The organism is Sinomonas sp., assembly GCF_051955515.1.
Taxonomy (GTDB): Bacteria; Actinomycetota; Actinomycetes; order Actinomycetales; family Micrococcaceae; genus Sinomonas.
This window is the reverse complement of record NZ_JBQCGQ010000006.1, coordinates 1-11,788: the sequence shown is the minus strand read 5'-3', so window position 1 is coordinate 11,788 and position 11,788 is coordinate 1. Positions and strand designations below refer to the sequence as shown.

Below are 11,788 nucleotides of genomic sequence, written 5' to 3'. Positions count from 1 at the left end.
GTATCTCGGGTACGAGCTCAAGCGGGAATGCGGCGGCGCTGATGTGGACGCTCAGGTGCCCGATGCGCAACTCCTCTTCGCGGCGCGGGCCGCCGTGCTCGACCATCAGTCCCGGGACGTGTGGCTTCTCGCGCTGGACGCACCCGACGCCGCCGCGTGGCTCGAGGATGCGGAGCGGGCGGTGACCTCGGCGGCAGGAGACCCGACCTCGGCGGCAGGAGACCCGACCTCGGCGGCAGGCGGCCCGACCTCGGCGGGTGCTGGCGGCGGGCCGGCGTTCGCCGCGCGGGACGACGGCGACGCCTACCGCGCGAAGGTGCGCGCCGCGAAGGCCGAGATCGCCGAGGGAAACACCTACGAGGTGTGCCTCACGACCACCCTCGAAGCCAATGTTCCGCCGACGTCCGGCGCCCAGCCCGCCGTCGACCCCTGGTCCGTCTATCGCACGCTGCGGCGCCGCAGCCCCGCGCCGTTCGCGGCGTTCGCGCGTTTCGGGGAGCTCTCGATCGCAAGTTCGTCGCCGGAGCGTTTCCTCCGCATCTCGGCGGACGGCGCCCTCCGGGCCGAGCCGATCAAGGGCACGCGCCGCCGCGCTCCCGACGCGGAGCCAGCCGAGGATGCCCGGGTGATCGCCGAACTCGCGGCGAACGAGAAGGACCGCTCGGAGAACCTCATGATCGTGGATCTTCTGCGGAACGACCTGAGCCATTTTGCGGTCCCGGGCTCCGTGGCCGTCACGCGGCTGTTCGCCGTCGAGACCTACGCGACCGTCCACCAGCTCGTCAGCACCGTTGACGCGCGGCTCCGTCCCGGGGCCTCCCGCGCCGAGGCCGTCGCCGCGGCGTTCCCGCCCGGATCCATGACGGGTGCCCCGAAGATCAGCACCATGGACATCCTCGACCGCCTCGAGGCAGGGCCCCGCGGCGTGTACTCGGGCGCGATCGGCTACTTCTCCCGGACAGGTGCGGCCGACCTCTCGGTGGTAATCCGAACCCTCGTCCTCGAAGGCACGCCCGACGGCGGCATGCGGCTCTCGCTCGGGGTGGGCGGCGCCGTCGTCGCCGATTCCGACCCCGACGCAGAGCACGACGAGATCCGCGCCAAAGCGTTCGGGGTCCTCAGCGCGCTCGGGTCCGAGTTTCCCGGCTGACCTTGCGCCACAACGCCGCGGTTCTGACTGATCGGGAATTCACAAGCGGACAGGAGCGCGGCCGGAAGGCCTACTGAACCGTCGCAGTCAACCGAGCGACGTTGTCCACGTACCGGCTGAGGATCCCCCGGCTGCGCCAGGCGCCAAGGTCCAGAGGGATGCTGACCTTCCGGTACATGTCCTCAACCTGCCGCATCTGCGCCACGATCGAGGCCCCCGGCAGCATGAGCGACACCTCCAAGTTGAGGGAGAACGAGCGCATGTCCATGTTGGAGGAGCCGAGGACCGCCACGTCGTCGTCGACGGTGAAGTGCTTGGAATGGAGGACGTACGGCTTGGGGTACCGGTAGATCTTCACGCCAGCCGTGAGCAGCTGCTCGTAATAGGACTGCTGGGCGTGGTGCACCAGGAACTGGTCGCCCTGCTCCGAGACGAAGAGCTCAACGTCCACGCCGCGCTGGGCCGCCGTGGTCACGGCGTACAGGAGCGAGTCGTCCGGCACGAAGTACGGGCTGCAGATCGAGAGACGGTGCTGGGCCGAGTAGATGAGCGTGTTGAAGAGGCGCAGGTTGTTCTCGTTGGCGAACGCGGGACCGCTCGGGACCACCTGAGCCGGATTCTCCCCGACGGAGGCGGGCGGTTCCATCTGCTCGGCGAGAAGGTTGCCGGTCTCGCTGAGCCAGTCGGTAGCGAAGACGACATTGAGCGTCGTCACTACGGGCCCCTCGAGCCGGGCCATGAGCTCCACCCACTTCCGTCCTACGCGCCGGTGCCGAGGGTTCCGGTAGGACCGCTCGATCAGGTTGAGCGAACCGGTGAAGGCGGTCTCGCCGTCGACCACCAGGATCTTGCGGTGGTTCCGCAGGTCCGGACGGCGCCAATGGCCCAGCAGCGGAAGGAGCGGAAGCACACGGCGCCACTCGATCTTCGAGGCGCGGAGGCGCCGGAGGAGGTCGCGGTAGCCATTGATGCGGGCGGTGCCGATGTGGTCGAAGAGGAGCCGAACCTCGACTCCGCGCTCGGCGGCGTCGTGGAGGGCTGTGAACACCTCGTCGGTCAGCTCATCCCAGCTCACGATGTAGAACTCCGCGTTGACGAAGCGCTTCGCCCCACGGATCGCCTCGGCCATCTCCTTGAGGGCGTCCTCATAGCCGGGGATCAGCCGCACCTCGTTGCCGTTGACCATCGGGAGCGAACCGAGCCGGCGATTGAGCTCCGCGGCAGAATGAAGCCATTCGGCCCCGGGGAAGCTGGTATCGACGTCGTCGGATCGCGCCAGAGTGGCCCGAACACGGTTGTCGACCTCCTGCTGCTGCTCGCGGCGGTTCCCCGACAGGCGGAAATTGCCGAACATGAGGAACAGGAGGAGGCCCACCGTCGGGATGAAGAAGATGGCAAGGAGCCAGGCCATGGCGGTGGTCGGACGGCGGTTGCCGGGGATGATGCCGACGACGGTCACCCGGATCACGAGGTCGATGACCGCGAGCATGAGGGTCGCCCAGTCCGGCAGGAGGCCCACGAGCGGCAGCTGGAACAGCATGCGCACAGCCTAAGCTGTCTCCATGACTCACACCGTGCTCGTGTTCCTTGACCCTGCGTATCCGGACGGACGCGTCGAGGACGCCAGCAAGCCGACGCTGTACGCGACCGACCTCGGTGTGACACGCGGCGACGGCGCCTTCGAGACCCTCCTCGTGCTCGACGGTCACGTCAGGAAGCTGCCCGCGCACCTCAATCGCCTCAACTCGAGCGCGCGGATGCTCGGCCTCGAGGTTCCGGACCACGAGGCGTGGGAACGCGCCATCGTCACGTCCCTCGCCGAGTACCAGCGCGAGATCGGGGTCCTCGACGAGGTGGTCGTCCGGCTCGTGGTCACCCGCGGGATCGAGGGCACGCACACTCCCACGTGCTGGGTCGCCGCATTCCCGCCCGCGCCCACGGCCAAGCGGCAGCGCGAGCACGGCGTCGACGTCCTGCTCCTCGACCGGGGCTACGACTCCGCCATCGCCGAACGCGCCCCCTGGCTCCTCCTCGGCGCCAAGACCCTCAGCTACGCCGTCAACATGGCCGCCCTGCGCCACGCCCACGAGCGCGGCGCCGACGACGTCATCTTCACCTCGTCCGACGGCAAGGTTCTCGAGGGCCCCACCTCGACCGTTCTGGTCGCCCACGCAGAGACGGACGACGACGGCCACATGACCTTGAAGAGGCTCGTCACCCCCCAGCTGGATTCCGGGATCCTGCCGGGCACCTCGCAGGGAGCGTTGTTCGCTGCCGCGAAGGAGGCCGGTTGGGAGCTCGGGTACGGGCCGCTTGAGCCCGATGACCTGTTCGACGCCGACGCCGTCTGGCTCATCTCATCCGTCCGCCTCCTCACGCCCGTGAACCACATCGACGGCAAGTCGATCGGCTCTGACTCGGCCCTGCGGGAGAGGCTCACCGAGGAACTCGCGGCGCTCTTCGACCGCATCGCCTAGGCTCCCCACCGCCGAAGTCGGGGCGCCTGCGCCCGAAGTCGGGGCGCCCACCCCCGAAGTCGGGGCCCCCACCGCCGAAGTCGGGGCCCCCACCGCCGAAGTCGGGGCCCCCACCGCCGAAGTCGGGGCCCCCACCGCCGAAGTCGGGGCCCCGACGCCGAGGTCACCCCTGCGCCACGGTGATTTCGTTCGGTGGCGCCGACAGCTTCACCGACCCGAGTTCGGCTCCGCTCGTGAGGTCGATGGCGCGCACGGTGCTCGTGGCGGGTTCGGTGATGTAGCCGGTGGTGCCTTTCACGGCGATCGCAGGGTGCGGGTCCTGCCAATGGCTGGGCCCTTCCCAGGGCGCAATGACGGGGTATTTCTTGACGATTTCTCCCGAAGCCGGATCGAGAACGTGGATCGATCCGTCTGTGGAAAGAATGTAGGCGAGGCCATTTGTGCCACGGGCGATATCGCGCCACGTGTACCGGACGTCATTCGGCAGATTCACCACCTTGTAGCTCTGTTTTGCAGTGTCGATGAGAGTGACGGCGTTCAGCAGATAGCCTTCAGCATCCGGATTGTTCTTGTAGTCGCCGACGATGACTGGGCTTGCTTCCGAGACGTAGGCGTTGCCCATGCGGCCGTATGCGTCCGGCGCGGTGAATTTGTGGAACGTCCCGTGATGGTAGAGCAGTGCGCCGTCTTCGCAGCCGAAGATGACGGCTTCGTCGGCCGCTGCGCCCTCACCGTGAATTCCCCGGCACTGATTGTTCTCGGTGACCTTTTCCCATGTTTCGCCGTTCCGGCGGAGTGCGGCGGCACCGGTGCGCCCCGCCTTGTCCCCGACTGTGGTGAGCAGCGTGCCGTCACTGAGTCGGATGGAGACGCCGTGGTGTGGCGCCGCTGCTGTGTAGGTCTCGGCTTTGGGCAGTTTGCCTCCGCTATTCAGCAGTGCGTCGGTGCCGAAGATCGTCGTGGTGCCGGTTCCGTCGTCGAAGAGGACGGTGTTGTTGGCGTGGCGCACCACGTGGCCGGGAGCCGTGGCGTTGAATACCGAGTCGGTGAGCGCGGGCTTCACGGTGTCGAGGACTTGGAATCCCCTTGACGTCGTGACGAGGACGTTCCGTCCGTCGCCGACGCCATTGACGCGGGTGAAGTCCTCGGTGGGGAAGGTCTCAACGACCTTGAGCGTCTCGCTATCCAGCACCGCGATGCCGCTCTTGTAGGTGATGGCCACCCGTCCGGTTGTCTCCGCCGTCGGCGACGCGGAGGCTGCGGGGCTTCCTGGAGCTGTGCTGGCGCACGAGCTCAGGGCGAGCGCTGCGGCGGCGGTGGCTGCGGCGCCCGCAATGCGGGCAGATCGTGATGTTTTCATGGTGTTCCTCTCTGGGGTGCGGCTTCTTTGGTGAGTGCTGTGGTGATTCGGTCGGCGTTGGTGCGCATCATCGCGAGATAGGTCTCTGCGGCCTGCCCGGGTTCAGAGAGGGATTCGGTGTAGAGGGCGACGACGTCGACGGCGACCCCAGCCTCTCGGGCAAGCACCTGGACAAGCCGGTCCGGTTGCGAGGTTTCGGCGAAGATCGCGGGCACGCCGGCCTGCTTGATCGCTTCGGCGAGAGCGCGCAGGTCCGCTGCGCTCGGGGCGGCGAGTGTCGTGCCACCCGGGATGACGGCGCCGATGACGCGGAATTTGAACCGATCGGCGAGGTAGCCGAAGACATGGTGGTTGGTGACGAGCGCGCGCTGGGCAGGGGGTATTGCTGCAAAAGACTCACCCATGTCGCGGTCGAGGTGCTGGAGTTTGTCGCGATACGTCGCAGCCCGCTCCGCGAGGACGCTCGGCTCGATGCCACGGATGCCGGAAAGCCGTCCCTCCAACGCCCTCACGACCTGGATCATTCGCGCGGGGTCAGTCCAGAAATGCGGGTCGGGCGTTCCTTCAGCGTCACCAGAAGAATACGGAAGTGGCGTCAGATGATCTCCAGCGGTGAACACTTTTTCGCCCGCGCTTTCCACGCGATCCAGATGCTGTTGAAGACCTTCTTCGAGGCCGAGTCCGTTGGCGACAATGAGGTCCGCCTGGCCCATCTGCGCGGCCTGCTGCGCGGAGATCTCGAACGAATGCGGGTCAGCGTTCGGTTTCATGAGCGTTGTCACATCGGCCTGATCGGCGACGAGGTGCTGCACGACGTCGCCCAAGATGTTGGTGGTCACCATGATCTGCGGCTTCTCGGACGTCCGGACTGGGGCGCAGCCAGCCAGACACACCGACACCACGACTAGCGCGAGGGCGAGGAGGCGCCTCATCGACCGGCCTCCGCCATGAAGACCGGCCGCACGAAAGGTGAGAGCGTCCGAGCAATCCGAGCCTTGTCGGCAAAGTCGATTTCGTAGACCACGCCTTCGGCGGGAGCGTTCAGGTAGGCGCGTTGTGCGTCGACCGTGAGGGTCACGGTCTCGAGCGACGGGGCGGTGGAGATGGTTTTCGACAGAAGTGGCTCCGTGACGCCAACCTCTTCGCCTGTCTTCGCGAGATACACGTGGACCCGGCCTCCGGCATCGAGGGTGACGATGTGCCCTCTCGAATCATCAACCGCGGCGGCGCGCACCATCGGGGTCTGGGTCGGCAGCCACTGCCAGGAGCGTTGGCGCGTGCTCAGCAGCCACACGCCAGAGGGCTCCCCCAGCCCTGCCACGGTCGGGCGTCCCTTGCGCGAATCGAACCTCGTGGCCACACCGGATGGCGCCGAGTCCGGATACGGGACCTTCTCGAGCACGGGCTTGTCCCCTGACCCCGTGACCAGGATCGCACCGTCGGCACAGCCGATCACCGTGCCGACGCGCGTCACGATGCTGCCATGAATGCCGGGGCAATCAGCCCGGGCGCCCGCGACAGGCTTCCCGTCGGCGTCGTAGTACTGCAATGCTGCGGGGGTTCCAGCGGCGTCCGCTGTCGTCACGACTGCCCCGTCGCCGACAGGAGCAACGAGCCCCGCGTGCGGCGTCACCTCGATCCGAAACCTCTCCCTGATCTCTCCACGAGAGAGGGAAGTATTGTCGAGGAGCACGGCCTCCCCCGACTCGGGGAAGAACAGCCCAGTTCCGCCGGCAGTGGATAGCGGGCCGGTAGTGACCGCCGGCGATCCCCCGCCGCGGACACTCCCGAGCAGCTCCGGCGTGGCCCGGTAGTAATGGAAATGGTCCCCGTGGTCCCAGGTCCACACGCCGCTGTCGATGACTTCGACTCCTTTCGGAGTCGTAGTGAAGACATAGCGACCGTCGGTCGCGGTCGCCGCCGGGGGCGCAACGGTGCCAAGCTTCGTCTCACCGTTCCCCAGTAGATCGAGCATCCCGACGTTGCCGGTGCCGTCAATGGCGACGAGGTGCAGCTGGGGTTCGGCCACTTCCGATGCGCCAGTGACTGCCCCGTGGCCCGCACCGGACGGCGTTGCTGAGCTCGGAGGCAGCCGGCCGGATGGATCGGCATTCGAGCATGCGGACAAGGCGACGAGCAGCAGCACTGGGAGTGCGGCTGCGATACGACGAGGATTCATAGGTGCCTTTCCCTCTTGCGGTCGATCGGCGGCTGAAGTCGGACTCGCTCCCAGAGCCGGCGCGCAACGGCGGAGGAGAGCGCGAGGAGGATCGCCAGCGCGGCGATCGAGGCGCCCGCGGCAGTGTTCGCGTACCAGGAGACGAGCAGACCGAGAACGACGGCGGCGCTACCAAATCCGACGGCAGCGCACATCCTGAGAGGGATGCGGGTGGTCCAGGGACTTGCCGCCACCGCCGGCGCAAGCAGGAGGCCGACCACCAAGAGTGACCCCACGGCCTTGTACGACGCCACGACGGCCAGCGTGACCAGGCCCACCTGCAGCAGTTTCGCGAGCTGCGGCCGGAGCCCGAGAGCGTGGGCAATCCGCACATCGAACGCGGCGGCCACGAACGACCGGTGGAATGCGACGGCGACCGCTACTGTCAGCGCGGCCGTCACCGCTAGTACGAGGATCTCGCTCATGCCGATCGCAAGAATGTCGCCGAACAGCATGACGGTGGCGTCTCTCGCGAAACTGCGGGAGTGCGAGACGACGATCACCCCGAGCGAGAGCATTCCGACAAACAGAAGTCCGATGCTCGTGTCGTATGAGAGCCGGCCGCGCCGCTGCAGGAGCCCGATCAGCACGCTCATGGCGACTGCGCTGAGCGCACCACCGGCAAGGACCGGAATGCCGAGCACGGTTGCGACGGCGACGCCGGGCAGCATCCCGTGGCCGATCGCCTCTCCGAAGAAGGCCATCCCGCGGATGACCACCCACGTGCCCACGACCCCGCAGATCAGCGCGGCCAGCAATCCGCCGGCCAGTGCGCGCACGAGGAAGTCGGCGACCGGAGGTTCGGCGAGCGAGGGCATAACTGGGAGTCTAAGGTTAATAAGAATCATTATCAAAACGAAGGGAATCAGAATGACCACACTGCACCCAGCGATCCGTGGAGAGGGCTTGTTCTACGCCTTCGGTGGCAACAAGGTGCTCGAGCGTGTGAGCGTTGAGATCCCTTGGGGAGCTGTAACCGCACTGACCGGCCCTAACGGCGCAGGCAAATCCACGCTCGTGGAACTTCTCTCGGGAGTGCGCAGCCCACACAGAGGTGTCGTTGAACGAGCGGCGGATGTCGCACTCGTCGTGCAACGGCCTGCTGTGCCCGAAGCGCTCTCGGTCACCGTCCGCGATGTAGTCACGATGGGCACGTGGGGTGACCGGCGGTATTGGCGCGGCCCACGGTCCGCCGGCGCACGAGCTCGGTTGGTGCGCCAGGCAATCGCGCGCGTGGAGATGGACGGCTTTGAGCGTCGCCCCTTCTCAGCCCTCTCAGGCGGCCAGCGCCAACGGGTTCTGCTCGCCCAGGGGCTCGCGCGCTCAGCCGAGATCCTTATTCTGGACGAGCCTTCCGCGGGGCTTGATGCTGAGAGCCAGACGCGTGCCCGCCGAATCCTCGCCGAGGAGGCCCAACGCGGCACCGCTGTCCTCTGCGTCACTCATAATGGTGCCGACATCGCGGCAGCTGACCACGTCATTCGGCTGGAACGAGGGCTCGTCCTCTCCTGAGAGCCTCTGGCGCGGGAGGACCTGTTCGACGCCGAAGTCGGGTCCCGCGAGGGCGAGATCACCCCGGCGGCGATTTGCAGACGATAGCCGCCGGTCGTCGTCGTGCTTAAGGACGGGCACAGGCCTGTAGCGACAGCACCACACCACCCGACCTCAGCGCCACCGCACCCAACCTCGGCGCCACCGCACCCGACCTCAGCACCACACCACCCGACCTCGGCCCCACACCACCCGACCTCAGCGCCACACCACCCGACCTCAGCCCCACACCACCCGACCTCGGCGCTGGTCTGGAAACTACTTGGAAGTCCGAGTATGTTCGGTCCTAGGTCCCGCCAACGAGACGTGGATCACAGCCGGACTGGATGCGAAGGAGCGTTCGTCGTGGTGTACGAGCTTTCCCACTACATCGGAGGGCAACGGGTCGAAGGCACGTCCGGAAGGTACGGGGACATCTACGACCCGTGCGCCGGTCAGGTCCAAGGCAGGGTGCCGTTTGCCAGCGCGGACGAGGTCCGAACCGCCATCGCCAGCGCGGAGAAGGGCCAGCAGGAATGGGCGGCGCTCAACCCGCAGCGTCGGGCGAGGATCCTGCTCAAGTTCGTCGACTTGGTGAATCAGAACATCGACGAACTCGCCGAACTCCTTTCCCGCGAGCACGGCAAGACCCTCGCGGATTCGCGCAGCGACGTGCAGCGCGGTATCGAAGTGGTCGAGTTCTCGGCCGGCGCGCCCCATCTGCTGAAGGGCGAGTTCTCGGACAGCGTCGGCCAGGGAATCGACGTCCACTCGCTGCGCCAGCCCCTCGGGGTCGTCGCGGGGATGACGCCCTTCAACTTCCCGGCCATGATCCCGCTCTGGCAGTCGGGGCCGGCCTTGGCCGCCGGAAACGCCTTCATCCTCAAGCCGTCGGAACGAGACCCTTCGGTCCCGCTTCGGCTCGCCGAACTGCTGACGGAGGCTGGCCTTCCGGACGGCGTCTTCAACGTGATCAACGGCGACAAGGAGGCCGTGGACACCCTGCTCGAGGACCCGCACGTGAAGGCGGTCGGCTTTGTGGGGTCGACGCCGATCGCCCAGTACATCTATGCGACGGCGGCCGCCCACGGCAAGCGCGCCCAGTGCTTCGGCGGCGCGAAGAACCACATGGTGATCATGCCGGATGCTGACCTCGACATGGCCGCCGACGCCCTCATCGGCGCGGGCTACGGCTCCGCAGGCGAGCGGTGCATGGCCATCTCAGTCGCGGTTCCGGTGGGCGAGGATACGGCGGACAGGCTGATCGCCGCGCTGCAGGAGCGCATTCAGGGCCTCCGTGTGGGCCCGAGCCTGGACAAGGACACCGACTTCGGCCCGGTGGTGACGCCGATGGCGAAGGAACGCATCGAGGGCTACATCGCGTCGGGGGTCGAGGAGGGCGCCGCGCTGGTGACGGACGGGCGGGGCCTGAAGGTCGAGGGCTACGACGACGGCTTCTGGGTCGGCCCCACGCTGTTCGATCGCGTCACCCCGGACATGCGGATCTACCGCGACGAGATCTTCGGCCCGGTGCTCAGTGTGGTCCGTGCCGAGGACTACGAGGAAGCCCTGCGGCTCTGCAGCGAGAACCCGTACGGCAACGGCGTTGCGATCTTCACGCGCGATGGCGACTCCGCCCGGGACTTCGCGAGCCGCGTCGAGGTGGGGATGGTCGGGGTCAACGTTCCCATCCCGGTTCCGATCGCCTATTACACCTTCGGCGGCTGGAAGGCCTCCGGCTTCGGGGACCTCAACCAGCACGGCGCGGACGCGTTCCGTTTCTACACGAAGACCAAGACCGTCACGAGCCGTTGGCCCTCGGGCATCCGCCAGGGCGCGCACTTCGTGATGCCGGAAGGGAGCTAGCGAAGATGACCGGTCGAATCGCGTTCCTCGGGCTCGGGCACATGGGCGGCCCGATGGCGGGAAATCTCGTCACAGCGGGCCAGGAGGTGGTCGGCTTCGATCCTTTCCCTGCGGCGGCGGACGCCGCCAGGGCGCGCGGCGTCGAGGTGGCCGGCTCGGCGCAGGAGGCCGCGGACGGCGCGTCGATCGTTCTGACGATGCTCCAAGCGGGCCAGCAGGTGCTCGACCTCTACCGCGGCACCGAGGGCCAGAAGGGCCTGCTCGCGGGCGCGGGGCCGGGGACGCTGTTCCTGGACTGCTCGACCATCAACGTCGACGAGGCGCGCGAGGCCGCCGCGGCCGCCACCGACGCGGGTCACCGGTTCGTCGACGCTCCGGTCTCAGGTGGCGTGGTGGGCGCCGAGGGCGCGACCCTCACCTTCATGGTTGGAGCGGACGACGGCGACTTCGACCAGGTGCGCCCCCTCCTTGAGCTCATGGGCAAGCGGGTGGTGCATTGCGGCGGCCACGGGTCCGGCCAGGCCGCGAAGGTCTGCAACAACATGATCTTGGGTGCGTCGATGATCGCCGTGTGCGAGGCCTTCGTCCTCGGCGAGAAGCTCGGAATCACCGACGAGGTCCTCTTCGACGTCGCGGCCCACGCCTCCGGCCAGTGCTGGGCGCTCACCACCAACTGCCCGGTTCCCGGCCCTGTCCCCACGAGCCCAGCGAACCGCAACTACGAGCCCGGCTTCACCGGCGCCCTCATGGCGAAGGACCTCCACCTCGCGCTCCAGGCCATCGCAAGCACGGGGGTGGCCGCCCAGATCGGCCCGCTCGCCGCAAAGATGTACGACGAGTTCCTCGAGCACGGGGGCGCCCAACGCGACTTCTCCGGCATCATCACCGACATCCGGGACCGCTCCGGCCGCTGAAGCCCTTTCGGGTACAGATAATTCTCTTTCAAGGCGTGTCATGTCTCAGGTGATCGTGGACGGTTGGTGTCTCGTGTGAGTGTGGACGTTTCATGTCTCAGGTGAGTGTGGACGGTTGGGTGGGTGCGGGGTGTTTGAGGCCGCTGCGGGGGACGAAGCGGGTGCCCTCGGGGGGTCTGGGGTGGGTGAGGATCTCGGTGCCGCGCTCGTCGTAGAACGCGATGCTGCATTCGTCGTAGAGGACGCGCACGGGTTGTCCTGCCCAGGCCGCGC

General features: G+C 67.4%; 10 protein-coding genes and 1 pseudogene. 5 read left to right on the top strand and 6 right to left on the bottom strand.

Translation table 11 applies throughout. The features are described 5' to 3' along the window. Positions 1–1,150, top strand: a 1,150-nt coding sequence (locus ACTHL9_RS00440; RefSeq protein ID WP_440516657.1) for an anthranilate synthase component I family protein, incomplete at its 5' end; no start/stop codon positions are given. A 70-nt stretch (positions 1,151–1,220) separates the two neighbouring features. On the opposite strand, the gene cls is transcribed toward ACTHL9_RS00440, so the two are convergent. Continuing rightward, complete coding sequence (cls, locus tag ACTHL9_RS00435) at positions 1,221–2,690, bottom strand: cardiolipin synthase (RefSeq protein WP_440516656.1); 1,470 nt, start codon at positions 2,688–2,690, stop codon at positions 1,221–1,223. Positions 2,691–2,712: 22 nt separating this feature from the next. Here cls and ACTHL9_RS00430 point away from each other — a divergent pair, with 22 nt between their 5' ends. After that, complete coding sequence (locus tag ACTHL9_RS00430; RefSeq protein WP_440516655.1) at positions 2,713–3,627, top strand: aminodeoxychorismate lyase; 915 nt, start codon at positions 2,713–2,715, stop codon at positions 3,625–3,627. Here the strand turns inward: ACTHL9_RS00430 and ACTHL9_RS00425 are convergent. The 5 genes and pseudogenes from ACTHL9_RS00425 to aztB form a co-directional block, all read right to left on the bottom strand. After that, positions 3,508–3,765: pseudogene (locus tag ACTHL9_RS00425) on the bottom strand (hypothetical protein); the annotation flags it as partial. The gene ACTHL9_RS00430 and the pseudogene ACTHL9_RS00425 overlap by 120 nt on opposite strands. Positions 3,766–3,790: 25 nt before the next feature. Beyond that, entirely contained in the window at positions 3,791–4,987 is a 1,197-nt protein-coding gene (aztD, locus tag ACTHL9_RS00420) for a zinc metallochaperone AztD (protein WP_440516654.1), read from the bottom strand. Beyond that, a complete protein-coding gene (gene aztC / locus ACTHL9_RS00415) occupies positions 4,984–5,919 on the bottom strand; it encodes a zinc ABC transporter substrate-binding protein AztC (RefSeq protein WP_440516653.1) in 936 nt (311 codons plus the stop codon). Before aztC ends, aztD begins: the two co-directional genes overlap by 4 nt. Continuing rightward, positions 5,916–7,166, bottom strand: coding sequence for an ABC transporter (locus ACTHL9_RS00410; protein ID WP_440516652.1), 1,251 nt, complete (start codon positions 7,164–7,166; stop codon positions 5,916–5,918). Before ACTHL9_RS00410 ends, aztC begins: the two co-directional genes overlap by 4 nt. Continuing rightward, entirely contained in the window at positions 7,163–8,023 is an 861-nt protein-coding gene (gene aztB, locus ACTHL9_RS00405; protein ID WP_440516651.1) for a zinc ABC transporter permease AztB, read from the bottom strand. Before aztB ends, ACTHL9_RS00410 begins: the two co-directional genes overlap by 4 nt. Before the next feature lie 52 nt (positions 8,024–8,075). Between aztB and ACTHL9_RS00400 the strand changes: the two genes are divergently transcribed. From ACTHL9_RS00400 to mmsB, 3 genes are all read left to right on the top strand, one after another. Beyond that, positions 8,076–8,717, top strand: a complete 642-nt coding sequence (locus ACTHL9_RS00400) for a metal ABC transporter ATP-binding protein (RefSeq protein WP_440516650.1) — start codon at positions 8,076–8,078, stop codon at positions 8,715–8,717. A 384-nt stretch (positions 8,718–9,101) separates the two neighbouring features. Next, the gene (locus ACTHL9_RS00395; protein ID WP_440516649.1) at positions 9,102–10,601 is read left to right on the top strand and encodes a CoA-acylating methylmalonate-semialdehyde dehydrogenase; all 1,500 of its coding nucleotides are present in this window, start codon (positions 9,102–9,104) and stop codon (positions 10,599–10,601) included. 5 nt (positions 10,602–10,606) lie between these two features. After that, positions 10,607–11,515: a 3-hydroxyisobutyrate dehydrogenase gene (gene mmsB, locus ACTHL9_RS00390; protein ID WP_440516648.1), complete on the top strand. Its 909-nt coding sequence runs from the start codon at positions 10,607–10,609 to the stop codon at positions 11,513–11,515. The last annotated feature ends 273 nt before the right edge of the window (positions 11,516–11,788 follow it).

What these genes read in the sequence shown, in the direction of transcription:
- cls (WP_440516656.1), bottom strand. Translation starts at nt 2,690, where the DNA reads ATGCTGTTCCAGCTGCCGCTCGTGGGCCTCCTGCCGGACTGGGCGACC.
- ACTHL9_RS00430 (WP_440516655.1), top strand. Translation starts at nt 2,713, where the DNA reads ATGACTCACACCGTGCTCGTGTTCCTTGACCCTGCGTATCCGGACGGA.
- aztD (WP_440516654.1), bottom strand. Translation starts at nt 4,987, where the DNA reads ATGAAAACATCACGATCTGCCCGCATTGCGGGCGCCGCAGCCACCGCC.
- aztC (WP_440516653.1), bottom strand. Translation starts at nt 5,919, where the DNA reads ATGAGGCGCCTCCTCGCCCTCGCGCTAGTCGTGGTGTCGGTGTGTCTG.
- ACTHL9_RS00410 (WP_440516652.1), bottom strand. Translation starts at nt 7,166, where the DNA reads ATGAATCCTCGTCGTATCGCAGCCGCACTCCCAGTGCTGCTGCTCGTC.
- aztB (WP_440516651.1), bottom strand. Translation starts at nt 8,023, where the DNA reads ATGCCCTCGCTCGCCGAACCTCCGGTCGCCGACTTCCTCGTGCGCGCA.
- ACTHL9_RS00400 (WP_440516650.1), top strand. Translation starts at nt 8,076, where the DNA reads ATGACCACACTGCACCCAGCGATCCGTGGAGAGGGCTTGTTCTACGCC.
- mmsB (WP_440516648.1), top strand. Translation starts at nt 10,607, where the DNA reads ATGACCGGTCGAATCGCGTTCCTCGGGCTCGGGCACATGGGCGGCCCG.